At 68.1% G+C, this 24,859-nt stretch carries 25 protein-coding genes and 1 pseudogene; 13 read left to right on the top strand and 13 right to left on the bottom strand.

Annotated features, from left to right (window positions below; all coding sequences use genetic code 11):
• Nucleotides 1-2: 2 nt before the first annotated feature.
• The 3 genes from I5803_RS16670 to I5803_RS16660 are packed head-to-tail and all read right to left on the bottom strand — an operon-like array spanning nt 3 to nt 1,617.
• Complete coding sequence (locus I5803_RS16670; protein WP_354001681.1) at nt 3-509, bottom strand: gluconokinase; 507 nt, start codon at nt 507-509, stop codon at nt 3-5.
• Nucleotides 506-1,105, bottom strand: a complete 600-nt coding sequence (locus I5803_RS16665) for a TetR/AcrR family transcriptional regulator (protein ID WP_196987443.1) — start codon at nt 1,103-1,105, stop codon at nt 506-508. The genes I5803_RS16670 and I5803_RS16665 overlap by 4 nt, the downstream gene beginning before the upstream one ends.
• Before the next feature lie 32 nt (nt 1,106-1,137).
• Complete coding sequence (locus I5803_RS16660) at nt 1,138-1,617, bottom strand: DUF2917 domain-containing protein (RefSeq protein WP_196987442.1); 480 nt, start codon at nt 1,615-1,617, stop codon at nt 1,138-1,140.
• A gap of 133 nt (nt 1,618-1,750) precedes the next feature.
• On the opposite strand from I5803_RS16660, the gene I5803_RS16655 reads away from it, so the two are divergent.
• Complete coding sequence (locus I5803_RS16655; RefSeq protein ID WP_196987441.1) at nt 1,751-2,734, top strand: LysR substrate-binding domain-containing protein; 984 nt, start codon at nt 1,751-1,753, stop codon at nt 2,732-2,734.
• 7 nt (nt 2,735-2,741) lie between these two features.
• Here the strand turns inward: I5803_RS16655 and I5803_RS16650 are convergent, their stop codons facing one another.
• From I5803_RS16650 to I5803_RS16640, 3 genes are all read right to left on the bottom strand, one after another.
• On the bottom strand, nt 2,742-4,553 hold the full coding sequence (locus I5803_RS16650) for an ABC transporter ATP-binding protein (protein ID WP_196987440.1): 1,812 nt from the start codon (nt 4,551-4,553) through the stop codon (nt 2,742-2,744).
• The gene (locus I5803_RS16645) at nt 4,543-6,216 is read right to left on the bottom strand and encodes an ATP-binding cassette domain-containing protein (protein WP_196988598.1); all 1,674 of its coding nucleotides are present in this window, start codon (nt 6,214-6,216) and stop codon (nt 4,543-4,545) included. The genes I5803_RS16650 and I5803_RS16645 overlap by 11 nt, the downstream gene beginning before the upstream one ends.
• Before the next feature lie 74 nt (nt 6,217-6,290).
• Nucleotides 6,291-6,878 (bottom strand): 5-formyltetrahydrofolate cyclo-ligase, encoded by a 588-nt coding sequence (locus I5803_RS16640; protein ID WP_196987439.1) that lies wholly within the window; start codon nt 6,876-6,878, stop codon nt 6,291-6,293.
• A gap of 9 nt (nt 6,879-6,887) precedes the next feature.
• Here I5803_RS16640 and I5803_RS16635 point away from each other — a divergent pair, with 9 nt between their 5' ends.
• From I5803_RS16635 to I5803_RS16620, 4 genes are all read left to right on the top strand, one after another.
• The gene (locus I5803_RS16635; protein WP_196987438.1) at nt 6,888-8,882 is read left to right on the top strand and encodes a lytic transglycosylase domain-containing protein; all 1,995 of its coding nucleotides are present in this window, start codon (nt 6,888-6,890) and stop codon (nt 8,880-8,882) included.
• Nucleotides 8,883-8,968: 86 nt separating this feature from the next.
• Complete coding sequence (locus I5803_RS16630; protein WP_196987437.1) at nt 8,969-9,649, top strand: glutathione S-transferase family protein; 681 nt, start codon at nt 8,969-8,971, stop codon at nt 9,647-9,649.
• Nucleotides 9,646-10,557: a 4-hydroxy-tetrahydrodipicolinate synthase gene (gene dapA, locus I5803_RS16625; protein ID WP_231402441.1), complete on the top strand. Its 912-nt coding sequence runs from the start codon at nt 9,646-9,648 to the stop codon at nt 10,555-10,557. Before I5803_RS16630 ends, dapA begins: the two co-directional genes overlap by 4 nt.
• A gap of 9 nt (nt 10,558-10,566) precedes the next feature.
• On the top strand, nt 10,567-11,805 hold the full coding sequence (locus tag I5803_RS16620; protein ID WP_196987436.1) for a multifunctional CCA addition/repair protein: 1,239 nt from the start codon (nt 10,567-10,569) through the stop codon (nt 11,803-11,805).
• Here I5803_RS16620 and I5803_RS16615 read toward each other — a convergent pair.
• Genes I5803_RS16615 through I5803_RS16605 form a run of 3 tightly spaced genes read right to left on the bottom strand, consistent with a single transcriptional unit; the run spans nt 11,802 to nt 14,062 of the window.
• The gene (locus I5803_RS16615; RefSeq protein ID WP_196987435.1) at nt 11,802-12,725 is read right to left on the bottom strand and encodes an ROK family protein; all 924 of its coding nucleotides are present in this window, start codon (nt 12,723-12,725) and stop codon (nt 11,802-11,804) included. The two genes, I5803_RS16620 and I5803_RS16615, sit on opposite strands and share 4 nt — an antisense overlap.
• A 10-nt stretch (nt 12,726-12,735) precedes the next feature.
• On the bottom strand, nt 12,736-12,930 hold the full coding sequence (locus tag I5803_RS16610; protein WP_196987434.1) for a DUF2905 domain-containing protein: 195 nt from the start codon (nt 12,928-12,930) through the stop codon (nt 12,736-12,738).
• Nucleotides 12,931-12,967: 37 nt separating this feature from the next.
• Nucleotides 12,968-14,062, bottom strand: coding sequence for a class I SAM-dependent methyltransferase (locus tag I5803_RS16605; RefSeq protein WP_354001680.1), 1,095 nt, complete (start codon nt 14,060-14,062; stop codon nt 12,968-12,970).
• A 17-nt stretch (nt 14,063-14,079) separates the two neighbouring features.
• Here I5803_RS16605 and I5803_RS16600 point away from each other — a divergent pair, with 17 nt between their 5' ends.
• A complete protein-coding gene (locus I5803_RS16600) occupies nt 14,080-14,865 on the top strand; it encodes an SDR family oxidoreductase (protein WP_196987433.1) in 786 nt (261 codons plus the stop codon).
• A gap of 10 nt (nt 14,866-14,875) precedes the next feature.
• Nucleotides 14,876-15,244, top strand: a complete 369-nt coding sequence (locus I5803_RS16595; RefSeq protein ID WP_196987432.1) for a dihydroneopterin aldolase — start codon at nt 14,876-14,878, stop codon at nt 15,242-15,244.
• A gap of 1 nt (nt 15,245) precedes the next feature.
• On the opposite strand, the gene I5803_RS16590 is transcribed toward I5803_RS16595, so the two are convergent.
• Nucleotides 15,246-16,157, bottom strand: coding sequence for a cation diffusion facilitator family transporter (locus tag I5803_RS16590; protein WP_196987431.1), 912 nt, complete (start codon nt 16,155-16,157; stop codon nt 15,246-15,248).
• 86 nt (nt 16,158-16,243) lie between these two features.
• On the opposite strand from I5803_RS16590, the gene ttcA reads away from it, so the two are divergent.
• From ttcA to I5803_RS16565, 5 genes and pseudogenes are all read left to right on the top strand, one after another.
• Entirely contained in the window at nt 16,244-17,164 is a 921-nt protein-coding gene (ttcA, locus tag I5803_RS16585; RefSeq protein ID WP_196987430.1) for a tRNA 2-thiocytidine(32) synthetase TtcA, read from the top strand.
• A 29-nt stretch (nt 17,165-17,193) separates the two neighbouring features.
• Entirely contained in the window at nt 17,194-17,784 is a 591-nt protein-coding gene (locus I5803_RS16580; protein WP_196987429.1) for a DUF4136 domain-containing protein, read from the top strand.
• A gap of 68 nt (nt 17,785-17,852) precedes the next feature.
• Nucleotides 17,853-18,497, top strand: coding sequence for a histidine phosphatase family protein (locus I5803_RS16575; RefSeq protein ID WP_196987428.1), 645 nt, complete (start codon nt 17,853-17,855; stop codon nt 18,495-18,497).
• The gene (locus I5803_RS16570) at nt 18,466-19,656 is read left to right on the top strand and encodes a DSD1 family PLP-dependent enzyme (RefSeq protein WP_196987427.1); all 1,191 of its coding nucleotides are present in this window, start codon (nt 18,466-18,468) and stop codon (nt 19,654-19,656) included. Before I5803_RS16575 ends, I5803_RS16570 begins: the two co-directional genes overlap by 32 nt.
• A 19-nt stretch (nt 19,657-19,675) precedes the next feature.
• Nucleotides 19,676-21,362, top strand: a pseudogene (locus tag I5803_RS16565) (lysoplasmalogenase family protein); the annotation flags it as partial.
• A gap of 39 nt (nt 21,363-21,401) precedes the next feature.
• Here the strand turns inward: I5803_RS16565 and I5803_RS22490 are convergent.
• Genes I5803_RS22490 through ruvA form a run of 3 tightly spaced genes read right to left on the bottom strand, consistent with a single transcriptional unit; the run spans nt 21,402 to nt 23,883 of the window.
• Nucleotides 21,402-22,241 carry a hypothetical protein gene (locus I5803_RS22490; RefSeq protein WP_231402440.1) on the bottom strand — a complete coding sequence of 280 codons (840 nt, stop codon included), beginning with the start codon at nt 22,239-22,241 and terminating at the stop codon, nt 21,402-21,404.
• 2 nt (nt 22,242-22,243) lie between these two features.
• Nucleotides 22,244-23,311 carry a Holliday junction branch migration DNA helicase RuvB gene (ruvB, locus tag I5803_RS16560; RefSeq protein ID WP_196987426.1) on the bottom strand — a complete coding sequence of 356 codons (1,068 nt, stop codon included), beginning with the start codon at nt 23,309-23,311 and terminating at the stop codon, nt 22,244-22,246.
• On the bottom strand, nt 23,308-23,883 hold the full coding sequence (gene ruvA / locus I5803_RS16555; protein WP_196987425.1) for a Holliday junction branch migration protein RuvA: 576 nt from the start codon (nt 23,881-23,883) through the stop codon (nt 23,308-23,310). Before ruvA ends, ruvB begins: the two co-directional genes overlap by 4 nt.
• Nucleotides 23,884-23,909: 26 nt before the next feature.
• On the opposite strand from ruvA, the gene I5803_RS16550 reads away from it, so the two are divergent.
• The gene (locus tag I5803_RS16550) at nt 23,910-24,857 is read left to right on the top strand and encodes a PhoH family protein (protein WP_196987424.1); all 948 of its coding nucleotides are present in this window, start codon (nt 23,910-23,912) and stop codon (nt 24,855-24,857) included.
• Nucleotides 24,858-24,859 lie beyond the last annotated feature (2 nt).

Below are 24,859 nucleotides of genomic sequence, written 5' to 3'. Positions count from 1 at the left end.
AATCAATTACGGATTGTTGAATTGATCCACGCCACGGTCTCGTGCGTCACCTGGGCCACCGGGCGCTGTGCGTCGACGACGAGCACGCCGTCCTCGCCCGCGGGATTTTCCAGCGCCTCGAACTGGCTCGCCACGAGGCTCGGCGGATAGAAGTGCCCGCCGCGCGTGGCGACGCGGCGCAGCGCCTCGTCCTGCGTGACCTGCAGATGGAGAAAGCGCAGCCCGCGCGCGTGCGAGCGCAGCAGGTCGCGATAGGAGCGCTTGAGCGCGGAGCAGGTGAGCACCGCCCCCTGCGGATGCCGCGACAGCTCGTCGCCGAGCCGCGCGAGCCATCCGGCGCGATCTTCGTCCTGCAGGGGCACTCCCCGGCTCATCTTGTCCACGTTCGCGGCGGGATGGAATGCATCGCCCTCGATCAGCGGCAGCGCGAGCGCGTCCGCCACGGCCTGGCCCACCGCCGACTTGCCGCAGCCGGAGACGCCCATCACCACGAGGTGCACCCCCGTCACGACGCGAGCCCCTGGTCGAGCATCGCGACGACTTCCTCGGCGAACGCCGCGTAGCTCATGGCGCCGCCGGGGCGCAGCCAGGTGAAGGTCCAGTTGATCATCCCGAACAGCATCATGGTGACGGGCGTCTGGTTTACCGACGTCACGCGCTTCGGATACGCGCGCCGCAGGAAGCGCGTGACGGCGGAGACGACGTCGCGCTGGCGGTTCACGATCAGGTCGCGCTGCGCCACGCCCAGGAATTTCGTGTCGTGCAGGAGCGCCACGTGGCGCGTGGCGGAGTGTTCGTATTCCTCCAAGAAGCCGCGCACGAGTTCGTGCAGCGCGTCGCGGTCATCCAGGTTGCGCCGCTGCGCCGCGGCTTCGGCCTGCGCGATCACCGCCAGCAGGCGCTGGGTATAGCGATCGAGCAGGTCGAAGAGGATCGCCTCCTTGCTCTCGTAGTAGTGATAGAGCCGCGCCTTGGACGTGCCGCAGGCCGCGGCGATGTCGTTCATGCTGGCGGCGGGGTAGCTGCGGTCCGCGAAGCATTGCGCGGCCACGTCCAGGATTTCGTCGCGCTTGAGTTCGTGCTGGGAAGACTTGGGCCGGGCCATGGGAGGCCATTATTCCCGACCGCTCCTTCGCGTCAGCTCGCAGCGCCGTGCGCGGGGCAGGTCTCGCGGGGACGCGGCGTGACGAGGTCCAACGCCAGGCCGCCGAGACCTGCGGCCAACCCGCCCAGCGCGCGGGCCGTCATCGCGAGCGCCACGCGCAGGTCCGCCAGCGGCTGCATCACGCGCACCATGCGCGGTGCCCGAACCGGCTCGGGGAGCGGATCCCAGCTGAAGTAGGACGGCGCGTGATCGTTCCAGGCCTCGACTACCAGGCGCTGCCCCGCCCGCAGGACCACCTCGTTGCCCACGCCGATGAAGAGGTCGCCCGATTCGTTGAGCGCGCCTTCATGCGGGCCTTCGTAGGTGACCCACAGCTGGCCGTGCGCCACCTTGAGCGTCCCGGCCTCGCGCGGCTCCAGGGTGATGGCTCGCCCGGGCACCAGCTTCCACGTCCCGGGCAGCACCGGGCTGTCGGACGATTGTTGCGTTTGGGGGAAGGTTTGGAATGCCATGGCGTATCTCCTGGTGGGGCTATTCGGCAATGAATCATCGGCGAGCAAGGCTTGGCAGTCCAATGAAATACGGCTAACCTATTGATTCCCAATCCGCATCAATGGGGGCATCGCTCCTGACAAGGACTGGCATATGCAGCACTCGCAAACCCACCTTCGCACGCGCCCGGTGTCGGCCGGCCACCTGCGCGCCTTCGAGGCCGTCGCGCGCCACCTGAACTTCCGCGCGGCGTCGGAGGAAATGGCGCTCACCCAGTCCGCCGTAAGCCGCCAGATCCAGGCGCTGGAAGAGGAAGTCGGCGTGAGCCTCTTCCTGCGCCACACGCGCGCGGTGGAACTCACGAGCGCGGGCGCGCAGTTGCTGATGGCCGTGTCGCATTCCCTGCCGCGCATCGACAACGCGGTGCGGCAGATCCGCCAGACCGCGGGACGCCGGTCGGTGGCGCTCACGACCTTCGCCTCCTTCGCCTCGATGTGGCTGATCCCGCGGCTGGAGCAGTTCCAGCGCGACAACCCCGACATCGACATCCGCATCGACGCGTCCGACAGCTCGCTGGACCTCGACATCGCGGACGTGGACCTCGCCTTGCGCTACGGCCCCACGGCGAACATGCCGCCGCACGCGGTGCGCCTGTTCGGCGAGCAGCTCACGCCGGTCGCGAGCCCGTGGCTCCTCAAGAGCGGCCCGCCCCTGAAGAAGCCGGCGGACCTGGTGAACTTCGCGCTGATCGAAGCGGGCGACGCGCAGGCGACGCACCTGGAGTGGCTCACCTGGCGCCGCTGGTTCGACGAGAATGGCATGCCCAAGCTGCAGGCCAAGCGCTGGCTCTATTTCAACTATGCCTACCAGATGGTGCAGGCCGCGCTGACGGGCCAGGGCGTGGTGCTCGCGCGCCTGCCGATGGTGGCGGAGAGCCTGGCCAACGGCGACCTGGTGGAGCCGCTCCCGAACAAGCGCATGGATTCACCGATGGCCTACTGGCTCATCGTGGGGCCGAGGAGCGCGCATCGGGCGGAGATCAAGGCCTTCTGCGCGTGGCTGAAGACGCAGGCGAAGGCGACGAGGGAGACGATCGGCGAAGTGCCGGACCCGGATACGGTCGACAACCTGGACTAGGCAGGAATCACCCCGCCCCCTCCTCCTCCAGCTGCTGCAGCAGGTACAGCCGCTGGTACAGCCCCTGCGGCATCGCCATCAGCTCCGCATGCGTGCCCAGCTCCGCGATGCGGCCGTGATTCAGCACGACGATGCGGTCGGCGTCGCGGATGGTGGAGAGGCGGTGCGCGATCGCGACGATCGTCACGCGGCCGCGCAACTCGGTGAGTGCCCGCTGCACGATCTGCTCGGTCTCCGAATCGATGTGCGAGGTCGCCTCGTCCAGGAAGAGGATGCGAGGATCGCCCGCCAGGGCGCGCGCGATCGCGAGCAGCTGCTTCTGCCCCACCGACAGGCGCGCGCCGCCCTCGCCCAGCGACGTCGCATAGCCCTGCTCCAGCGCGAGGATGAAGTCGTGGGCATGCGCAGCTTTCGCGGCCGCTTCGATCCGCTCGTCGCCGAGGCCGCGGCCCATGTCGATGTTCTCGCGTGCGCTGGCCGCGAGCAGGAACGGGTCTTGCGGCACGAGGCCCACACGATCGCGGAAATGGTCTTCCGCGATCGCATCGACCGGCGTGCCATCGACGCGGATGCTGCCGGGCGGCGCGGGGTAGAAGCGCAGCAGCAGCGACAGCAGCGTGCTCTTGCCGCTGCCCGTGTGGCCCACGATGCCGTGGAAGCTTCCTGGCTCGATGTGCAGGTTCAGGTCATGCAGCACCGGCTGGCCCGGCTGGTAAGCGAAGTCCAGGTGATCGATGGAGATTCCGCCTTCCGTGACGCGTCCCTGTTCCGCGGCCTTCGGCGCTTCGGCTTCCTTCAGCAGCGCGTGCACGCGCGCCGCACCCACCATCGCCTGCTGCAGCTGCGAGAACTGCATCGTGATCTGGATGAGCGGCTCGACGACCCGCGCGATGTAGTTGATGAAGGCGTAGAGGACACCGACTTCGAGCGTAGTCAGCGCCGCGCCCTGGTCGCGCGCGCCGAACACCGCGATCACCACCGCGAGCAGGATCACGTTCAGCAGGTCGAGCACCGGGCGCAGCAGCCAGGCGTTCGCGCGCAGCTCGCGCTGGCGCGATTGGTAGTGCGCTTCGTTCACGGCGGCAAACTTCGCGCTGAATCGCTCCGCCGCATTGCTCGCCTGCAGCACCGCCATGCCGGCGATCGATTCGGCCATCTGCGCATTGAGTTCGCTGCGCAGCTCGCGGGACCGCGTGACGGCCGGCGCGGACAGGCGCTGGTACAGCAGCACGATCAGCGCGACCGCGGGCACCAGCGTGGCGACGATCAGCATGAGGTGCCAATCGAGCCAGAGCATCGCTACCATCGCGCCGGAGAGCACGATCACGCTGTCCAGCATGACGAAGAGCACCTGCACGTAGAGCGTCTTCACCGCTTCGGTGTCGTTCGTGACCCGGCTCACGAGCTGGCCCGTGATCGCGCGGTCGAAAAAGCTCATGGGCAGGCGCAGCACGTGACCGTACACGCTCTCGCGGATGCGCTGCACCGAGCGCATCGCCACGCCCGCGAGCCGCGTGAGCTGCAGGTAGCGCAGCCAGCTCGCCGCCATGCCGGCCACCAGCGCGCCCGCAAGCAGGCCCGCCATCTGCGGCCACTGCGCGTTGCGGGGCAACAGGTAGCTGTCGATGAAGGTCTTGCCGATCAGTGGGCCGAGGGCTTCCAGGCCGGCGGCCACCAGCAGCCAGAACATGCCGTGCAACAGGTGCCGGCGGTCGGGCGCGGCGGCGCGCGCGAGCAGCGCGGCCGCATCGCCGACGGTGCGGCGGCGGTCGACAGGCTCGGCGGGCAGGCCGGGAACGGCGATGGAATCAGCTGGCATCGAGGCTCGCCTGCAGTTGCTGGTAGCGCCATTGACGCGCGTACCAGCCGGGTTGCGCGATCAGCTCCGCGTGGCTGCCCTGCTCGACCACGTGGCCGCCGTGCAGCACCACGGTGTGGTCCGCGTCGGCGACGGTGCTCAGGCGGTGGCTGACGATGACGACGGTGCGCCCGACGCGCGCTTCGCGCAGGTGCGCGAGGATGCGCGCCTCGGTGTCCGTGTCCACCGCCGACAAGGCATCGTCGAGCAGCAGGAGCGGCGCGTCCGCCAGCAGCGCGCGCGCGATGGCGACGCGTTGCCGCTGGCCGCCCGACAGCGTCACGCCACGCTCGCCGACGGGGGTCTCGTAGCCCTGCGGCAGGCGCAGGATGTCGTCGTGCACGGCCGCCAGGCGGGCCACGTGCTCCACCTCTTCGCGTGACGCATCCGGCCTGGCCAGTGCGATGTTGTCGGCGACGGACGCGGAAAAGAGAAACGCTTCCTGAGGCACCCAGGCCATGGCGCGCCGCAGGGCATCGAGCGTGTAGTCGTCCAGCGCCACGCCGTTCCAGCTCGCCGTGCCTGCCTGCGGCGCGTGATGGCGCATCAGCAGCCGCAGCAGCGTCGACTTGCCGGACCCGGTCGGGCCCACGAGTCCGAGGGTCTGGCCCGGCTCGATGCGCAGCGTCACGCCGTCGAGCGCCAGTTGGGATTGGCCCGGATAGGAGAACCGCACGTCGCCGAGCGCGATCGGCCCCGGCTGCACGGCGGCGACGGTGCCGTGGTCCTCGACGGTCAGCGGCGACTCGAGCACCGGCTGCAGCCGGCCCCAGGCGGCCTTGCCGCGCTCGAGCAGCGAGAGGACCCAGCCGGCGGCGAACATCGGCCAGATGAGCTGGCCCAGGTAGAGGCTGAAGCTCGTGAGCTGGCCGAGCGTGAGCTGCTCGTGCCACACGAGCCAGGACCCGACGCCGAGGGTGGTGACAGTGGCCGTGCTCAGCGTGAAGCCCACCGCAGGTTCGTACGACGCCTCCCATCGCTGGGCGTCCAGGCTGGCTTGCGCCGTACCACTGGCCAGCGCCGAGAACTGCGCCTCGCTGCGCGCGACCAGTCCCAACGCGCGCAGGGTGCGCACCCCCGACAAGGTCTCCTGCACGTGGTCGTTCAGCGTGCCGAAGCGGTCCAGCGAGAGCCGCCACGCTTCATGCACATGGCGGGAAATCCACCAGAAGCTGAGCGCCATCAGCGGAAACGGCAGCAGCGCGCAGGCCGCGAGCCGTGCATCGACGCCCATCGACATCATCGCCACCACGAGCACCAGGGTCAGCGAGCCGTCGAAGCCCGCGAGCATCGCCTCGCCCGCGGCCATCTCGATCGCGTCGATGTCGTTTGTGGCCAGCGCCATCAGGTCGCCGGTGCGCTGGCCCTGGTAGAACTGCGGGCCCTGCAGGGCGAGGCGGCCGTAGAGGCGCTCGCGCAGTTCGACGCCGAGGCGAAACGCCGCGGCGAAGAGCTTCAGACGCCAGCCCACGCGCAGGAAGTAGACGACGACGCCGGCGGCCACCAGCCACGCGAGTTCGCGAAAGAGCGCCGCACCGTGCAGCCGGTGCGCCACCAGCCCGTCGACCACGTGCCCGATCTGCCGCGGCACCCACACGATCAGGCAGGCGATGCCCGCGAGCATGAACCCGGAGGCGGCATAGGCGCCGGCGTGGCGCCGGAGGAATCCGCCGATGAGGCGGTAGAGGCTGACGGGCGTCAACTGATGGGCCACACCACCCCGTTGTCGTTGAGGATCGCGTCCAGCGGGACATCGTGCGGCTCGGGCTCGAGATCGTCGAGGAATCCGTGCACGAAACCCAGCCCCACGGTATAGGGCCTGGGCTGCAGGTTGGACAGCGTGCGGTCGTAGAAGCCGCCACCATAGCCCAGGCGAAAGCCCCCGGGCCCGTAGCCCACGCAGGGCACGAAAAGCAGCGTGGGCACGATCACTTCCGTGTCCTTGGGCTTGGGAATGCCGTAGGCGTCTTCTTCCATCGGGCATCCGGGGAACCATGCGTGGAACTTCAATGTCTTATGAAGCTTGTCCACCACCGGCAGGCCGATGCGGCGCGGCTGCGGCTCGTCCAGCAGTTCGCCGTCTTCCTTCCAGCGGTGCAACGCGGGCAGCGGATCGAACTCGCCCTTGATCGGCCAGTACGCGCCGATCACGATGTCGGGGCGGTTCACGAGCCAGATGCGCATCACGCGCTGCAGCAGGTCCGAGCGTACGGCGCGGTCCGGCATGGCGAGGCGCTGCTCGACGAGCTGTTTGCGCAAAGCCCTTTTTTCCTGTGACTTGTCCATAATCGCCCAATGAATTTGCCGAGAATTCTGACATTGATCGCACTCTCGGTCGCCTGCACCGCCACGCAGGCCCAGCCGAAAGGAGACGATCTCATCCTGGAAATGAGCCAGGCGTTCCGCCAGAACAACCGCGCGAAGCTCTCGCAGATGTTGCCGCAGGTGCGCGGTCACGCCCTCGAACCCTGGGCCGCCTACTGGGAGCTGCGCGCCCGGCTCGACACCGCGAGTGTGCAGGAAGTGCAGGATTTCTTCACGCGTTATCCGGGCACCTACCAGGAAGACAGGCTGCGCAACGACTGGCTGCTGCTGCTGGGCCAGCGGCGCGACTGGACCAACTTCGAGGCCGAATACCCGCGCTACCGCATGGGCGACGACCGCGAGGTGCGTTGCTACGCGCTTCTGGTCTCCCATCTTCGCGCGGGCCCTGCGGCACCGCCGGCGGAGTCGGAAGAGGTGCGCCGCAACTGGTTCCTGCAGCGCGACACCGATGACGGCTGCACGCTCGCGGCCTCGCGGCTGATCGGCGAAACCACGGGTGCGAAGCGCATGACGGCGGACGACGCCTGGAAGCGCGCACGGACCGCCCTGGAGCAGAACCGCCCGCGCGCGGCCGCCGCCGCGGTGCAGATCGTGGCGCCGGAGGCGGTGCCGCAGTTCAACGAGCTGAACGCATCGCCCTCGCGCTTCCTCACGAGCCGGGTGACGGTGGCCTCGAAGGTGCGCAAGGAAATGATCGCGCTCGCGCTGATCAAGCTCGCCTCCACCGACCCGGACAACGCGGCCTCCCAGCTGGAGAACAAATGGGGGCCACAGTTGTCTCCCGAGGAGCGCGACTGGGTCTGGGGCGTGATCGGCAAGCAGGCTGCGCAGCGCCTGTCGAACGATGCGCTGGACAGCTATGCCAAGGTGTCCCGCGACGCGCACCTGAGCGACGACATGCTCGCGTGGAAGGCGCGCGCGGCGCTTCGCGTGCCGCGCGGCCCGCGCTGGAAAGCGGTGCAGCAGGCGATCGACGCCATGAGCGAGGATGCGCGCGCGGACGCCACGTGGGTCTACTGGAAGGCACGCGCGCTGCAGGCCGAAGGCGGCGACACGCGCCGCGCCGAGGCGCTGAAGCTCTACCAGTCCATCGCCTCGGTGCGCGGCTTCTACGAGCAGCTCGCGCTGGAAGAGCTTGGCCAGAAGATCGCGCCGCCCGCGCGCCCTGCCGCGCTGACGGCGGAAGAAAAGGAAGCCGCGCGGCTGAACCCGTCGCTCAATCGCGCGGTCTATGCGATCGCGCTGGGCCTGCGCTCCGAAGGCGTGCGCGAATGGAATTACGCGACCAACCTCGCGACGCCGGGCGGCCTGCCCGAGCGCCAGCTGCTCGCCGCCGCGCAATTCGCCTGCGACCGCGAAGTGTGGGACCGCTGCATCAACACCAGCGAGCGCACGAAGGCCGAGTACGACGTCGACCAGCGCTTCCCCATGCCCTTTCGCGAGGCGGTGATCAAGCGCAGCCGTGAGATCGGGCTGGACCCCGCCTATGTGTACGGGTTGATCCGCCAGGAAAGCCGCTTCGTCATGGATGCGCGCTCCAGCGTCGGTGCGTCGGGCCTGATGCAGGTGATGCCTGCGACTGCGCGATGGACGGCCAAGAAGCTCGGGATGACGGGGTTCACTTCCGACCAGTTGAACGAACGCGAGACCAACATCGCCATCGGCACGGGGTACCTCAAGCTCGTGCTGGACGACTTCAGCGGGTCGATGGCGATGGCCGCGGCCGCGTACAACGCGGGTCCGGGGCGGCCGAGGAACTGGCGCAACGGCCCGGTGATCGACGCGGCGGCCTGGGCGGAGAACGTGCCCTTCACCGAAACCCGCGACTACGTGAAGAAGGTGCTGGCGAATACCACGATGTACTCCGCGATCATCAGCGGGCAGCCGCAGTCGCTGAAAGAGCGGCTGGGCACGGTCGGGCCGCGAGATCCCGCGCAACCGGAGCCGAACCGGGACATCCCCTGAGCGCGCCGCGCATCAATCGGACGGCTTTTTTGCATGAATGAACGGCGAGCCGCCCGCTAGCATCCCGGCATCGCAAGGAGAACTTCATGCTCAAGCTCTATATCGGCAACAAGAACTATTCGTCCTGGTCCATGCGGCCCTGGGTGATGCTCAAGCAGGCGAACATCCCCTTCGAGGAGGTGATGGTGCGCTTCGACTCCTTCGACGGCAACTCGAAATTCAAGGAGACGATGGCCTCCGTGTCGCCCGCGGGCCGCGTGCCCGTCCTGGTGGACGACGGCTTCTCCGTATGGGACACCCTGGCCATCGCGGAATACGCCGCCGAGAAATTCCCCGACCGCCAGCTTTGGCCTCAGGACGCGAAGGCGCGTGCCCGCGCCCGCAGCGTCTGCGCCGAGATGCACTCCGGCTTCTCCGCGCTGCGCGGCAACTGCCCGATGAACATCGAGGCCTCGCTGCCCCAGGCGGGCGGCCTCGCCTGGCGCAAGCCCGAAGTGCGCGCCGACGTGCAGCGCATCGTGGCGATGTGGACGGAACTGCTGGAAACCCACAAGGGCCCGATGCTGTTCGGCGAATTCTCCATCGCCGATGCGTACTTCGCGCCGGTCTGCATGCGCCTGAAGAACTACGCCCTGCCGGTGCCCGGCCACATCACCGACTACGTGCGCCGCGTCTGCTCGCTGCCCGGCGTGAAGGCGTGGATCGACCAGGCGCTCGAGGAAAAGACCTTCGTCGAGTTCGACGAGCCCTACCGAACCTGTCGATGACGGCGCCCTCCGCGATTCGCCCTCCGCGCTGGGGCGCGGTGCTCACGGCAATGGTGACGCCGTTCGACCGCGACGGCCGGCTCGACCTCGACGCCGCGCGGCGGCTCGCGCGCTGGCTCGCCGATCGCGGCAACGACGGACTGGTGCTCGCAGCCACGACGGGTGAATCCGCCACGCTGGACGACGGCGAGCGCTGCGACCTGATCCGCGCCGTCACCGAAGCGGTCACGATTCCCGTCATCGCGGGCATGGGCACCAACGACACGCGGCACACCATCGAGCTCACGAAGCGCGCGCGCGGGTTGGGCGCCGCAGGCGTGATCCTGGTGGCGCCCTACTACAGCCGGCCGCCGCAAGCGGGCATCGAGGCGCACTTCCGCGCCGCCGCCGCTGCGACCGACCTGCCCGTGATGCTCTACGACGTGCCGCTGCGCACCGGCCGGCGCGTGGCACAGGAGGTGTTGCTGCGGCTCTTTCGCGAAGTCCCGAACATCGTCGCCTTCAAGGATGCGACCGGCGACCTGCCCGCGGCGGCGGAGCTCGTGGCGCTGGCGGGCGAGCATTTCGATCTCTATTCGGGCGACGACGCCTACACGCTGCCGCTGCTTGCCGCCGGCGCGGCCGGTGTCGTCGGCACGAGCACGCACTGGGCCGCCGCCGAGTTCGGCGCGATGATCGCCGCCTTCCATCGGGGCCACGTCGCGCAGGCGCGTGCGATCAACGCCCGGCTCATCGATTCGTTCCGCTTCATCAACACCGACACCTCGGTGTTCCCGATGTCGATCAAGGGCATGCTGCGCACGCTCGGGCAGGACGCCGGCGAGTGCCGCCTGCCGCTGCCGCCCGCTCCGCCGGAGGTCGCGGCCCAGGCGCGCGAAGTCTGGGAGCGCCTGCGGCAGGAGCCGTAAACTGTCCGCATGCGAACTTACATGGTGGGCGGCGCGGTGCGCGACGCCCTGCTCGGTGTGCCGGTCAGCGACCACGACTGGGTCGTGGTCGGCGCCACGCCGCAGGAGATGATCGCCGCGGGCTACCTGCCCGTCGGCAAGGATTTCCCGGTGTTCCTGCATCCGCAGACCCGCGAGGAATACGCGCTCGCCCGCACCGAGCGCAAGACGGCGAAAGGCTATCACGGCTTCGCCTTCCATGCCGAGCCCGGCGTCACGCTCGAGGAAGACCTCGCGCGGCGCGACCTCACCATCAACGCCATGGCGCGGGACGACGACGGAACCATCGTCGACCCCTTCGACGGGCAGGCGGACCTCGCCGCGCGGGTGCTGCGCCACGTGACGCTCGCCTTTCGCGAAGACCCGGTGCGCATCCTGCGCATCGCGCGCTTTGCCGCCCGCTTCCACGAATTCACGCTCGCGCCGGAGACGCTCCAGCTCATGCGCGAGATGGTGGAGGCGGGGGAAGCCGACGCGCTGGTCGCCGAGCGCGTGTGGCAGGAGCTCGCGCGCGGCCTCATGGAAGCCAAGCCGTCCCGCATGTTCGAGGTGCTGCGCGAGTGCGGTGCGCTTGCGCGCCTGCTGCCCGAAGTCGACCGGCTGTGGGGCGTGCCGCAGACCGCCGCACACCATCCGGAAGTCGACACCGGCGTGCACCTGATGATGGTGATGGACATGAGCGCGCGCCTGCAAGGGTCGTTGGCGGTGCGATTCGCCTGCCTCACGCACGACCTCGGCAAGGGCACCACGCCGGACGACGTCCTGCCCCGCCACATCGGCCACGAGCAGCGCAGCGCGAAATTGCTGCGCGACGTGTGCGAACGCCTGCGCGTGCCGGTCGAATGCCGGGAGCTCGCCGATGTGGTGGCGCGGGAACACGGCAACATCCATCGCAGCGAGGACCTGGGCGCCGCAGCCGTCGTGCGCCTGCTGGAGCGATGCGATGCCTTCCGCAAACCGCAGCGCTTCGACGAGGTGCTGCTCGCGTGCGAGTGCGACGCGCGCGGCCGGCTCGGCTTCGAATCGCGGCCCTATCCGCAGCGCGAGCGCCTGCGCGCCTGCCTCGCCGCGGCGCAGTCCGTCGCGACGCAGGAGGTCGCCGCGTTGGCGCAGTCGCAGGGATTGAGCGGGCCACGCGTGGGCGAACGGATCCACAAGGCGCGCGTGGACGCCGTCGCGGCGGCGCTCGGTCCGAAAAACCCGGATTAGACGAGCAGGGCGAGCGCCGCGTAGTCGCCGACGCGATCGGCGAGGCCCGCCGCTTGCAGGTCGCAGCCGCCGGTGAGCGCGGGCAGCTTGCCGGTGATCTGCGACTGCAGGCGCGGCAGCAGGTAATCCCGGTTGTTCCAGAACACGCTGCCGCCCAGGCTGATGCGCTGCAAGTCGAGCGTGACCACGAGGTTGTAGAGCGCTCGGCCCATCACGCGGCACAGCTCGTCCACCATGCCTTCGGACTGCGCGTCACCGGATTTCGCGCGCTGCAGGAGCGTGGCCGCGTCCGCTCCGAAACGCCGCGCGACGGCATTCCCCGCGACCAGCGCTTCCACGTCGCCGATGTTGCCGCAGCCGCACAAGGCATCGTCGTTGTCGGAGACGAACATGTGGCCCGCGTGACCCGCGTTGCCGTTCTTGCCGCGCAACACGTGCCCGTCGACGCACAGGCCGACGCCGATGCCGGTGCTCCAGGTCACGTAGGCGCAATGATCGAAACCCTGCAGCGCGCCCCAGCGCCGCTCGGCCTCGAGCGCCGCGATGCAATCGTTCTCGACGCGGACTTGCGCAAAGCGTTCGCGCAGCGGCGCTTCGAGCAGCGCCGTCGTCCAGTCGTTCGGCAGGCCGCGCAGGGGCCCGGCCATGCCGCCGCAGATGTTGGGCGCGGCGACTTCCACCAGCCCGTCGCGGATCACGAACGGCCCGCAGGAAGACACGCCCGCACGTTGCACGGCGGTGGGAGCGATGCCGGCCTCGGCGCACGACTCGTCGACCAGGCGAAGCACCTGGCGCGCGAGCGCGTCGTTCGTTCCCGTTTTTGCGGTGGGCTCGGTGCGCCGCGCGAGCAGCTCCAGACCGGTGCCGCTGTTGAGGCTGACCGCGACCTTCGTTCCCCCGATGTCGATGCAGGCCTTCATCGCGCTTGCTTCAAAGCACCTTCGACAGCACGCCCGCGATGAGGCTGAGGATCACCGTCGTGGCGAGCGGAATGAACCACTCGCGGCCGAACAGCCTGAAGCGGAAGTCGCCGGGCAGGCGGCCGAAGCCGAGCTTCTGCAGCAGCGGCGTGAACCAGCTGATGAGCATCAGGGCCAGGAAGATGACGATGATCCAGCGAATCATGGGGTGGTGAAGAAACTTTCCCGAGTGTAGGCGCGGCTCAGAGCGTATGGGTGCGATCGCCCTCGCGAAAACCGGCCGCGTCCCAGAATTCGCCTCGATGAAAGCCGATGACCTTGAAGAGCTCCCCCATCTCGTGTTCAGCGATGAGCCGCTGCCCGGCGACGCGGCCGGCGAGGTCCGCCTGCGCGATCAGCGGCACGATCCCGCAGTTCATCAGGAATCGCGCCTGCGTGGTGTAACCGAGCGTAGGCAGGCCGGCGTCCTGCGCGGCAACGGCCAGGCCCGTGAAGTTCACGTGCGCGGTGATGTCCTTCTCGCCGACGTCGCGCAGCGGGTCGGGATCGGCCAGATGTCCACGGTGGCACATGAGCGTGCCCATGTGCCGCTGCGGGTGGTAGTACTCGGATTCGCCGAAGCCGTAGTCGAGGAAGAAGGCCGCGCCCTGCACCAGCCGGTCGGCCAGCGTGCGGATGAAGGCTTCGGCCTGAGGATGGATCTCGGTGAGGTAATCGTGCGCGCCCTCGATCTCGGCCGGGGGACGCAAAGCCGTCGGGCGGTCGCTCCAGGCGAAGCCCTTGCCGTCCTGCGCGACGCCGCGTTCGTGCCAGACGCCCGCGACGCGCGCCAGCAGCTTCACGGGCATGGCGTCCAGCACTTCGTTGCCGACGACCACGCCGTGCATCGCGGTGGGCAGCTCGGACACCCAGGTGACCTTCCCCCCGAAGCGCGCGAGCAGTTCGCGTTGCCGCTCGCGCAAGGTCCCGGAGATGTCGACGATGGTGTAGCGCTTCACCCGGTGCGCCAATGCGTCCAGCAGCTGCGAGGCGAGCGCGCCCGAGCCGGCGCCGAACTCCCACACCTCGTCGGTGCGGGTGGCGGCGAGCGCGTCGTCGACCTGCACGGCCAGGGCCCGGCCGAACAGCGGCGTCATCTCGGGCGCGGTGACGAAGTCGCTGCCCGAGGAGGGCAGCGCGCCGAACTTGCGCGAGGCATTCGCGTAATAGCCCAGGCCGGGCGCATACAGGGCCTGCGCCATGAACCGGTCGAAGGGAAGCCAGCCGCCGGACCGCGCGATCGACGCCTCCAGCAACACTTGCAGCGCCCTCGTTAAACTGGATGCTTCTGTCGTCACCCGCCGATTGTCCCCGAATGAGCGAACCCCTTCCCGTCCGCACCGTGCTCGTCACCGGCGCCGCCAGGCGCCTGGGGCGCGAGGTCGCGCTGGCGCTCGCGGGCGCGGGATGGAACGTGGGCGTGCACTACCGGGGTTCCGCTTCGGATGCCCAAGCCACCGTCACGGATTGCGCGGCCGTGGCGATGGCCGGACGCAAGGTCGATGCGTTCCAGGCGGACCTCGGCGACGAATCGCAGGCGCGGGGCTTGCTGGGACGCGTCGCAGCGGCGTTCGGCCCCGTCGATGCCGTGGTGAACAACGCATCGATGTTCGAACACGACACCGTGGACAGTTTCAGCTACGCGCAACTCGGCTCGCACCTCCTCACCAACACGGGCGCCCCCATCCTCCTCGCGCAGGCGCTGCACGAGCATGTGAAGGGGCGCGCCGCGCCCCCGCGCGACGCGGTCGTCGTGAACCTGCTCGACCAGAAGCTGTGGAACCAGAACCCGGACTTCTTGAGCTACACCCTGTCGAAGGCGGCGCTGGAAGCGGCGAACACGATGCTCGCGCTCGCACTCGCACCCCGTGTGCGGGTCGTCGGCGTGGCGCCGGGGCTCACGCTCACCAGCCACCTGCTCTCGCAGGAGAAGTTCGACGCGCTGCATCGCCTGTCCCCGCTGGGCCGCTCCTCGACGCCCGCGGATGTCGTGGCCGCGGTGAAATTCGCCCTGGACAACACGTCGATCACGGGCACCACGCTGCTGGTCGACGGCGGCCAGCACCTCATGAAGTTCGACCGCGATTTTTCGCTGATGTAGGCGCAGGCACATGGGCAAGACCGGCACGCAGACCCTCACCCTGACCGGGCTTCGGTTCGAAGCCAACCTGGGCATCCTCGAGCATGAGAAGACCTCTCCGCAGCCGATCATGGTCGATGCGGAACTCAACCTCGGCCCACAGCCCCTGCTGCCGCGCGACGACGACATCAGCCACGTGCTGGACTATCGCAAGGTGCGCCGGATCATCATCGACGAGTGCACGTCCGAGCACGTGAACCTGCTGGAAAGCCTGATCGGCAAGCTGGCCCACCGGTTGATGCAGCTGCCCGGCGTGCTGGGCGTGCGCGTGCGCATTGCCAAGCTCGAAATCTTCGACGACTGCGAAGTCGCGATCCGGGTAGAAACCGGGCAGTGGTGACTCAATTTCCGGCGGCAGCCCGCGTGGCCTCGATGTAGATGCGCTTGACCTTCGGATAGGCTTCGCGGATGCGCGCCTCGACACGTTCCGTCACCTTGGCCGTTTCTTCGGCCGGCGTGTCCGGCTTGAAGTTCACGTCGAGGGTCACGAGGATGTCCTCCGCGCCGACGTACATCGACAGCACCTGCCCGACCTCGCAGACGGACGGCTCGGCCAGCGCCAGCTCGCGTATCGCCTTCGCGGTCTCCGGCTTCACGCCCTCGCCGACCAGAAGCCCCCGCGACTCGCGGATCAGCAGCACGGCGACCGCCGCGAGCAGCACGCCGATCAGCATCGACGCGATGCCGTCGAGCGCAGGCATGTCCAGCCAGTGGCTGAAGAACACGCCGGCTGCCGCGATGAGCAGGCCCACGAGCGCGGCGCCATCCTCGGCCAGCACGGTGTAATTCGCCGGGTCTTTGCTCGCATGCAGCGCTTCCCAGAAAGGCGTGTCGCCCCGCTGTTGCTTGAACTGCCGCCAGGCGATCGTGAAGCTCGCGCCCTCGAAGACGAACGCCGCCGCGAGCACGACGTAGCTCCACATCGGGTCTTTCAAGGGCGCCGGCGAGCGCAGGTGCGTGATGCCTTCGTAGAGCGACACACCGCCGCCCAGGCCGAAGATCAGCACGGCCACGATCAGGCTCCAGAAGTACAGCTCCTTGCCGTGGCCGAAGGGATGCTCGGGATTCGAGGGCTTGCGGCTGCGGTGCATCCCGACCAGCAGCAGGCCCCCGTTCCCCGTGTCGACGAGCGAGTGGATGCCCTCGGAGAGCATGGCCGAGCTGCCGGTGACCCCGGCGACGATGAATTTCGTGACGGCGATCGCGACGTTGGCCGCGATGGCGCCGTACACCGCGACCTTGGATTCCGCCATGTTGCTTCGAGTGTCGCCCCGTGCGGCGCGCGCGGCTGTAGGAGCGCCGCTCGCCCTGCGGCGGGGCCGATGAGACAATACGGTCCATGAGCGCAGTCTGGAATCCATCTGAAGTCGTGCCCCTGGAAGAGGGCCGCAAGATCGAGCGGGAAACGCACAAACTCGAGAAGCGCCTGTGCCGCCTCGCGGGCCAGGCCATCGTCGACTTCAACATGATCGAGGAAGGCGACAAGGTCATGGTGTGCCTGTCCGGCGGCAAGGACAGCTACTCGATGCTCGACATCCTGCTGAAGCTCCAGCAGCGCGCCCCGGTGCGCTTCGAGCTTGTCGCCGTCAACCTCGACCAGAAGCAGCCCGGCTTTCCCGCGGATGTGCTGCCTGCCTACCTGTCGCGCATCGGCGTGCCCTTCCACATCGAGAACCAGGACACGTACTCCATCGTCAAGGACAAGATCCCCGAGGGCAAGACGATGTGCAGCCTGTGCTCCCGCCTGCGCCGGGGCATCCTGTACCGCGTCGCGGATGAGCTCGGCGCCACGAAGATCGCGCTCGGGCATCACCGCGACGACATCCTGCAGACCTTCTTTCTCAACATGTTCTTCGGCGGCAAGCTCAAGGCCATGCCGCCCAAGCTCGTGAGCGACGACGGGCGCCACATCGTCATCCGCCCGCTCGCCTACATCGCGGAGAAGGACTTGATCCGCTGGAGCGACCACCGCCAGTTCCCCATCATCCCCTGCACGCTGTGCGGCAGCCAGGAGAACCTGCAGCGCAAGCAGGTGGGCGCGATGCTGCGCGAATGGGAGAAGCAGCACCCGGGCCGGCTCGACAACATGTTCAACGCGTTACAAAACGTGGTGCCCTCGCACCTCGCGGACGGAACACATTACGACTTCAAGGGTCTGACCGCGGATGGCGTGGCCAGCGACGACGGCGACAGGGCGTTCGATCCCCCGGATTTCCCCGCCGCCGCGCAGCTGCCGGGCCTGCAGGTCGTCAAATTCTGAGGCGCGTCGGCGCCTCCAAGGAGGTGTGCATGAAAAGTACCGTGCTTCGACTGTGTGCCGCGCCGCTCGCGGCTTGCGCGCTGCTGCTCGCCGGCTGCGCCACGAGCATCCAGCTCGACAATACCGTCCAGTCCTTCTCCAGCCTGCCGGCCCTTCCGTCGCCGGCCACCTACCGCTTCGAGCGCCTGCCTTCCCAGCAGGCCCCGCAGCAGGTGGAAATGGAGAACCTGGCCGATCCCGCGCTCCACAAGGCCGGCCTGTCCCGCGACGACGCCAACCCGCGTTTCAGCGTGCAGATCACCGCCCGCCTGCAGCCCGTGCTGTCCCCGTGGTCCGACCCCTGGGGCGGTTTCGCCGGGTGGGGACGGCGCGGTCGCGGCTTCGGCTTCGGGATCGGGGGGCGCCTGGGCGACATGGAATCGCCCTGGTACCACCGGGAAGTCGGCGTGGTCGTGCGCGAGTTGAGCAGCGGCAAGGTCGTGTTCGAAAGCCGCGCCAGCAACGACGGACCCTGGTCGAGCAACACCACTGTGTTTCCAGCCATGTTCGAGGCCGCGCTCCAGGGCTTCCCGAACGCGCCGGCCGGGCCCCGGCAGGTGAACATCCAGGTTGCATCGTAGGCACACTGGACACAATTCCAGACGCCATGGGGTGGCGGTTTGCGCGCCCGCCCCTAGAATGAAGGCGAATGGAAGCCACCCGCATCATCGCCGTGCGCCACGGCGAAACCTCCTGGAACGTCGACTCCCGCATTCAGGGGCAGACGGACATCGGCCTGAACGACACCGGGCGCTGGCAGGCGCGCCGCGTCGGCGAGGCGCTGGCGGGCGAAGACATCAAGGCTGTCTACTCCAGCGACCTCGGCCGCGCGCACGAGACCGCGCAGGAGATCGCGGGTCCCGCCGGCATACCGGTGGTCGCCGACGAAGGCCTGCGGGAACGCAGCTTCGGCATGTTCGAAGGCAAGACCTTCACCGAAATTCACGAAACCTGGCCGGACCAGGCGCAGAACTGGCGCAAGCGCATTCCCGACTGGCAGCCGCCCGAAGGCGGCGAATCGCTGCTCGAATTGCGCGCGCGCGTGACGCGCACCATGCACGAACTCGCGGCGCGCCACCCCGGCGAGCAGATCGTGGTGGTGGCGCATGGCGGCGTGCTGGACACGCTCTACCGAATCGCGACCGGGCAGGAGGTCAACTCTCCCCGCACCTGGGAGCTCCCCAATGGCGCCATCAACCGGCTGCTGTGGACGCCCGAAGGCTTCACGCTGGTCGGATGGTCGGACACGCAACACCTCGACGATGAAGCCGCCGACGAAAACACCAGTTTCTGAAGCCCTGGCCGCCCTCGTCGGCCAGCACGCCGACGCCATCGATACTCCCGCCCTCGTCGTCGACCTCGACGCCATGCAACGCAACCTCGCGCGCATGGCGGAATTCGCGAAGAAGCACGACATCCGCTGGCGGCCCCACGCGAAGATGCACAAGAGCGCCGCGCTCGCACGGCTGCAGGTGCAGGCGGGCGCCGTCGGCGTCTGCGTCCAGAAGACCGCGGAGGCCGAGGTGATGGCCGCGGGCGGCGTGCGCGACATCTACATCAGCAACGAAGTGATCTCGCCGGCCAAGCTGGTACGCGTCGCGAAGCTGGCGCACCAGCTCTCGGCCGAAGGCGGGCAGCTCGCGATCGCGGTGGACAGCGCGGAAGGCATCACGCGCCTGGCGCGCGCGATGAACGAGGCGCGCACGGACAAGCCGGCGGTGATCGACGTCTTCGTGGAGATCGACGTCGGCCAGGGCCGCTGCGGCGTGCCGCCCGGACCTGCAGCCGTGGCGCTCGCGCATGAAATCCGCAAGCACGCGCCACTGCGTTTTGCGGGCTTGCAGGCCTATCACGGCAAGGCCCAGCATCTGCGCAGCGCACAGCAGCGCCGAGAGGCGATCTCTGTGGTGGTGGAGGACGTGACGCACACGCGCAAGCTGATCGAAGCCGAAGGCGTCGCCGTCGACCTCGTCACGGGCGCGGGAACGGGCAGCCTGGTGTGCGAGGCGGCGAGCGGCGTGTTCGGCGAATTGCAGGCGGGCTCATTCCTCTTCATGGACGCCGACTACGCGCAGAACGAGCGCGACCCGGCGGCGCCGAATTTCGAGCACGCCCTGTTCGTGAAGACGCAGGTGATCAGCGCGGGGGCGGAGCACGCCGTCTGCGACGCGGGCCACAAGAGCCACGCGATCGACTCCGGCCTGCCGAAAGTGCACACGCTCGCGCCGGGCAAGGAGCTGTCCTTCGCCAACGGCGGCGACGAGCACGGCATCCTGCGGCCCGCCGGCGCCAACACCCGCATCCCCGCCATCGGGCAGATGCTGTGGCTGGTCCCCGGCCACTGCGATCCGACGGTGAACCTCTACGACTTCATGATCGGCGTGTCCGGCGGCCTCCTGAACGGCAAGGTGGAACGGATCATCAGGGTTGATGCCAGAGGCGCGCTGACCTGAGGGCGGGACAATCCGGGGCATGAGTCCGTCGCAGATCATCGTCCTGGCCACCGGTTTTCCTGTCCCTCATCGCGATCGAGTTCGCATGGGGCTGGGCGCGCAGGCGCAACACCTATCGCCTGAACGACGCCGTGAGCAGCATGAGTCTGGGCATGCTCAGCGAGATCAGCAAGGTGTTCACGCGCCTCTTCCGCGTGGGCATCTACGGCGCGGCGTACACGACGCTGTCCGTGGTGCCCATCAACGCCGCGCGCGAATTCTGGACCTCGTGGTACGGGTGGGTCCTGGCGCTCCTCTTCTACGACTTCTGCTACTACTGGCTGCACCGCGCGGGCCACGAGAGCGCGATCTTCTGGGCCGCGCACGTGGTGCACCACCAGAGCGAGGACTACAACCTGTCGACCGCGCTGCGCCAGACCAGTTCGGGCGCGCTGCTCGGGTGGCTGTTCTACGTGCCCATGGCCGTCGCCGGCGTGCCGCCGCTCGTGTTCGGCACGGTCGCATTGATCGACCTGCTCTACCAGTTCTGGGTCCATACCGAGCACGTGCCGAAGCTCGGATGGTTCGACCGCTGGTTCTGCTCGCCCTCCAACCACCGCGTGCATCACGCCGTGAACGACGAGTACCTCGATCGCAACTACGGCGGGATGCTGGTCGTGTGGGATCGGCTCTTCGGCAGCTTCCGGGAAGAAGGCGAGCGCTGCGTGTACGGCACGCGCAGCCCGCTCGCGAGCTGGGATCCGCTGTGGGCGAACGCGGAGGTGTACTGGGCACTCGCGAAGGATTCCTGGCATGCACGCAGCTGGCTGGACAAGCTGCGGGTGTGGTTCAAGCCGCCGGGCTGGCGGCCGGCCGACGTGGCGGCGCGGTCTCCGAAGGAACCCTTCGACCTTGCGAAGGTGACGCGCGTTCACCCGCCCATCACGCGCCGCATCGCATGGTTCGGCGCAGTGCAGTTCGTGGTACTGCTGCTGTGCGTCCTGTTGTTCCTCTGGCATGCGGACCGCATGCCGCTGTCCCGATCGGCGGTGTGGCTGGCGGCATTGGCCGCGGGCTTGTGGGCCGTGAACGGGATGATGCAGGGCCGCCTGTCGATCATGGAGGTGCTGCTCGTCGAGAGCGCGGCGATCGCCACCGCCACGGGAGCGCAAGGGTTCGTCGAGTTGCATCGCGTGTTCAAGCCCTTGACGATGACGATCGCCATCGCGCTGGTGGCGCAGCGATTCGGCTGGCGCACGCAGGCACCGCGCTTCGCGGCGCTGCTGGTGGCCGGCCTCGCGTTCTCGCTCGCCGGCGATTGCCTGCTGATGTTCCCCGGCTTCTTCATCCCGGGGCTCGTCGCGTTCCTCATCGCGCACGTGTTCTACATCGCGTTGTTCAAGCAGGGTGTCGCGTGGTTTCCGAACCGGCGCGCGCTGCTCGCCACCTTCGGGACGGGCGCGGCGATGTATGCGTTCCTGTTTCCCCACCTCAACCTCGTGCTCAGGGGCGCCGTGGGCGCGTACGTGATCGTCATCGCGTTGATGGCGGCGCAGGCCATCGGGCGTGCGGTGGTGCTTCGCGACCGCGCGGCCCTGTGCGTGGCCATCGGCGCCGCTTTCTTCATGCTGAGCGACTCGCTGCTCGCCACCAACAAGTTCGCGATGCCGTTGCCGATGGCGCAGTTCTGGGTGCTCGCGACTTACTACGTGGCGCAGGCGCTGATCGCCTGCAATGCGACGCCGATCACATGCGAGCGAGTAGAGTCATCGGCCCCAGTCGATATTTGCCACCACTTGGGCGGGCAGGAATATGGCGCCCGCCAGGAGGAGCGCGCTGACCGAGAGCGCGAGGAGCCCGCTCCAAAGCCTCACGAAGGTGTGGGCGTTATATAGGCCGGGGTTCGCAGCCAGCGCGGCGCGGAGATCCGGATCGGACACGGGCCCCATGTCTCGGGCTGCCGCGTACCAGTAACTTGCGTCGCCAATGAAGTAGCTACCTGCCAGCGCAAGCACGGCGGCCATCAGTGCGAAGATGACGCGGGGCAGGACACGAAGCCGCGCCAGCAGGAGAAACAATGTGATAGCGCCAGCACCCAGCACGAGCAGGCGCACGACATATCCGTTGGAGGCGAATCGGAGCCCGTAGTGCCAAACCCAGGGAAGTGGTGCGAGCGGCCACTCCGATGAAGGCGAGACGCCCCAGGGCCGCCGGAGATGGAATACTTCCCAGAACCCGAGAACGATCACAACCACCGCCAGCGCCCAGGTGATCCAACATACGCGATAGCAGGCCCTGCGGAACGCGACGCAATTGTCCGTCTGCGCACCTGACCAATGGCGTTGCCACAGATGGCTGGCGGCACCCGCTGCCCACGCGCCGGAGCCGAGTGACGCGAGCAAGGCTGCAATGCCATCGAGGTCGATGAAGCCGCTCAGCACAAAGAACGGAAGTTGACCGTACAAGATCCCGGCAACGGAATAAGCTGCCAAGACGCAGCAAAAAGTCGCCAGCCCGCAGGAATTCAGGAAGCGCTGATCCGGCAGCAGGGAGCGAAAGTGCGAACCCTGGGGAATCGCCGATGAAATGGCAACGAACCGGCCCATTCCTATGGGTTGAACATATCGGGGATTCCGTCTTGGCGGCTTGGCGGCGTCACGCCCAGATGACGGAAAGCCGCCAGCGTAGCGATGCGCCCACGCGGCGTGCGCTGCAGGTAGCCCTGCTGGATCAGGTACGGTTCGATCACGTCCTCGATCGTGTCGCGCTCCTCGCCGATGGACGCCGCGATGTTGTCCAGGCCCACCGGACCCCCGTCGAAGCGGTGGATCACCGCTTCGAGCAACTTGCGGTCCATGACGTCGAAGCCCTGCGGATCGACATCGAGCATCGCGAGCGCCTTGTTCGCGATCTCCTTCGTGATATGGCCATCGCCCTTGACGTCCGCGTAGTCGCGCACACGGCGCAGCAGGCGGTTGGCGATGCGCGGCGTGCCGCGTGAGCGCTTTGCGATTTCCGTGTTGCCAGCCTCGTCGATCGGCGCCTTCAGCAGGCCGGCGCTGCGCTTGACGATGCGCGCGAGTTCCTCCGCCGTATAGAACTCCAGTCGCGCGACGATGCCGAACCGGTCGCGCAGCGGGTTGGTCAGCATGCCCGCCCGCGTCGTCGCGCCCACGAGCGTGAAGGGCTGCAGGTCGAGCTTGATCGAGCGCGCGGCCGGTCCTTCGCCGATCATGATGTCGATCTGGTAGTCCTCCAGCGCGGGGTACAGGATTTCCTCCACGACCGGCGAGAGGCGATGGATCTCGTCGATGAAGAGCACGTCGTTCTTCTCGAGGTTCGTCAGCAGCGCCGCGAGGTCCTTGGGCTTTTCCAGGACGGGGCCGGAGGTCTGCCGCAGGTTCACGCCCAGCTCGTGCGCGATGATGTGCGACAGGGTGGTCTTGCCCAGGCCCGGCGGGCCGAACAGCAGCACGTGGTCCATCGCTTCGCCGCGCTTTTTCGCCGCGCCGATGAAGATCTCCAGCTGTTCGCGAGTCTTGGATTGGCCCACATACTCGTCCAGCAGCTTGGGACGCAGCGCGCGTTCGATCGCCTCCTCGTTGGGCGACACGGGCGCCGCGGACACCACGCGCGGCGCGGGCGGGATGCCGAAGTCGTCGGTCTGGATCGTCATTTCGCCAGTGCCTTCAGTGCGAGCTTGATGCCTTCGCTCACGCCCACATCACGCGGCAGCGCCTTGAGCGACGCGGCGGCTTCCTTGTCGCTGTAGCCGAGCGCGACGAGCGCCTGCAGGATGTCCCCCTGCGCATCGCTCGCGCCGCCACCCACGGGATGCCCCAGGTCGGCGCCGAACTTGCCCTTCAGCTCGAGCAGCAGGCGTTCGGCCGTCTTCTTGCCGATGCCGGGCACCTTCACGAGGCGCCCCGCGTCCTGGGCCGTCACGGCCTGCGCGATGTCGGCCACGCTCATCCCGCTGAGCACGGACAGCGCCGTACGCGGGCCCACGCCGGAGATCTTGATGAGTTCGCGGAAGGCCTGCCGCTCGTCGTGGGAGCCGAAGCCGTACAGGATCTGCGCGTCCTCCCGCACCACGAAGTGCGTGAGCAGGCTGACTTTCTCGCCCGCGGCGGGCAGGTTGTAGAAGGTGCTCATCGGCACGTCCACCTCGTAGCCGACGCCGTGGCAATCCACGAGCACCTGGGGCGGGTTCTTCTCCGCCAGCGTTCCGGTCAATTTGCCTATCATGAGGGTCCTCTTGCGGAATTATCAGCTTGATTCTCAAACACACCTTTTCCCCGCCCAGCAACAGCCGTCTTTCCCACCTCTGCGGTCCCACCGACGAGAACCTGCGCACCATCGAGATGGCGCTGCACGTGAAGATCGCGCACCGCCACGAGCAGTTCAGGATCGAGGGGCCGAAGCCGAAGGCGGAACGTGCCCTCGAAGTGCTGCAGGCGCTCTACGAAATCGCAGGCCGCACGATCTCGGCGGAGAAGGTGCAACTCATGCTCGCCGACGAGTCGCCCCTGGGCGAGGACGGCAGCGGCGCGCAGGTGCTGCACACGCGGCGCACGGACCTCAAGGCCCGCACGCCCAACCAGGGCACCTACCTGGAGAACATCGCCTCGCACGACATCACCTTCGGCATCGGCCCCGCGGGCACCGGCAAGACCTACCTCGCGGTGGCCTGCGCGGTGGACGCGCTGGAGCGCAGCGCGGTGCAGCGCATCGTGCTCACGCGGCCCGCGGTGGAAGCGGGCGAGAAGCTCGGGTTTCTCCCCGGCGACCTTTCGCAGAAAGTCGATCCCTACCTGCGCCCGCTCTACGACGCCCTGTACGACCTGATGGGTTTCGACAAGGTCACCAAGGCCTTCGAACGCCAGGCGCTGGAGATCGCGCCGCTCGCCTTCATGCGCGGCCGCACGCTGAACAACGCGTTCGTCATCCTCGACGAAGCGCAGAACACCACGCCCGAGCAGATGAAGATGTTCCTCACTCGCATCGGCTTCGGCGCCAAGGCGGTGGTAACCGGCGACGTCAGCCAGATCGACCTGCCCAAGGGTCAACTCTCGGGGCTGGTGGAAGCCGAGCAGATCCTCAAGCGCGTGAAGGGTATCGCGCACACGCGCTTCACGAGCAAGGACGTCGTGCGGCACCCGCTGGTCGCCCGCATCGTGGATGCATACGACGCGCAGCGCAAGCGCGAAGGCCGCGCCTGAGC

Source organism: Caenimonas aquaedulcis, assembly GCF_015831345.1.
Lineage (GTDB): Bacteria > Pseudomonadota > Gammaproteobacteria > Burkholderiales > Burkholderiaceae_C > Ramlibacter > Ramlibacter aquaedulcis.
Note: the sequence above shows the minus strand (reverse complement) of the source record. Positions and strands in the feature narration are given on the sequence as shown.

What these genes read in the sequence shown, in the direction of transcription:
- I5803_RS16665 (WP_196987443.1), bottom strand. Translation starts at nt 1,105, where the DNA reads ATGGCCCGGCCCAAGTCTTCCCAGCACGAACTCAAGCGCGACGAAATC.
- I5803_RS16660 (WP_196987442.1), bottom strand. Translation starts at nt 1,617, where the DNA reads ATGGCATTCCAAACCTTCCCCCAAACGCAACAATCGTCCGACAGCCCG.
- I5803_RS16655 (WP_196987441.1), top strand. Translation starts at nt 1,751, where the DNA reads ATGCAGCACTCGCAAACCCACCTTCGCACGCGCCCGGTGTCGGCCGGC.
- I5803_RS16650 (WP_196987440.1), bottom strand. Translation starts at nt 4,553, where the DNA reads ATGCCAGCTGATTCCATCGCCGTTCCCGGCCTGCCCGCCGAGCCTGTC.
- I5803_RS16645 (WP_196988598.1), bottom strand. Translation starts at nt 6,216, where the DNA reads ATGCTCGCGGGCATCGCCTGCCTGATCGTGTGGGTGCCGCGGCAGATC.
- I5803_RS16640 (WP_196987439.1), bottom strand. Translation starts at nt 6,878, where the DNA reads ATGGACAAGTCACAGGAAAAAAGGGCTTTGCGCAAACAGCTCGTCGAG.
- I5803_RS16635 (WP_196987438.1), top strand. Translation starts at nt 6,888, where the DNA reads ATGAATTTGCCGAGAATTCTGACATTGATCGCACTCTCGGTCGCCTGC.
- I5803_RS16630 (WP_196987437.1), top strand. Translation starts at nt 8,969, where the DNA reads ATGCTCAAGCTCTATATCGGCAACAAGAACTATTCGTCCTGGTCCATG.
- dapA (WP_231402441.1), top strand. Translation starts at nt 9,646, where the DNA reads ATGACGGCGCCCTCCGCGATTCGCCCTCCGCGCTGGGGCGCGGTGCTC.
- I5803_RS16620 (WP_196987436.1), top strand. Translation starts at nt 10,567, where the DNA reads ATGCGAACTTACATGGTGGGCGGCGCGGTGCGCGACGCCCTGCTCGGT.
- I5803_RS16615 (WP_196987435.1), bottom strand. Translation starts at nt 12,725, where the DNA reads ATGAAGGCCTGCATCGACATCGGGGGAACGAAGGTCGCGGTCAGCCTC.
- I5803_RS16610 (WP_196987434.1), bottom strand. Translation starts at nt 12,930, where the DNA reads ATGATTCGCTGGATCATCGTCATCTTCCTGGCCCTGATGCTCATCAGC.
- I5803_RS16600 (WP_196987433.1), top strand. Translation starts at nt 14,080, where the DNA reads ATGAGCGAACCCCTTCCCGTCCGCACCGTGCTCGTCACCGGCGCCGCC.
- I5803_RS16595 (WP_196987432.1), top strand. Translation starts at nt 14,876, where the DNA reads ATGGGCAAGACCGGCACGCAGACCCTCACCCTGACCGGGCTTCGGTTC.
- I5803_RS16590 (WP_196987431.1), bottom strand. Translation starts at nt 16,157, where the DNA reads ATGGCGGAATCCAAGGTCGCGGTGTACGGCGCCATCGCGGCCAACGTC.
- ttcA (WP_196987430.1), top strand. Translation starts at nt 16,244, where the DNA reads ATGAGCGCAGTCTGGAATCCATCTGAAGTCGTGCCCCTGGAAGAGGGC.
- I5803_RS16580 (WP_196987429.1), top strand. Translation starts at nt 17,194, where the DNA reads ATGAAAAGTACCGTGCTTCGACTGTGTGCCGCGCCGCTCGCGGCTTGC.
- I5803_RS16575 (WP_196987428.1), top strand. Translation starts at nt 17,853, where the DNA reads ATGGAAGCCACCCGCATCATCGCCGTGCGCCACGGCGAAACCTCCTGG.
- I5803_RS16570 (WP_196987427.1), top strand. Translation starts at nt 18,466, where the DNA reads ATGAAGCCGCCGACGAAAACACCAGTTTCTGAAGCCCTGGCCGCCCTC.
- I5803_RS22490 (WP_231402440.1), bottom strand. Translation starts at nt 22,241, where the DNA reads ATGGGCCGGTTCGTTGCCATTTCATCGGCGATTCCCCAGGGTTCGCAC.
- ruvB (WP_196987426.1), bottom strand. Translation starts at nt 23,311, where the DNA reads ATGACGATCCAGACCGACGACTTCGGCATCCCGCCCGCGCCGCGCGTG.
- ruvA (WP_196987425.1), bottom strand. Translation starts at nt 23,883, where the DNA reads ATGATAGGCAAATTGACCGGAACGCTGGCGGAGAAGAACCCGCCCCAG.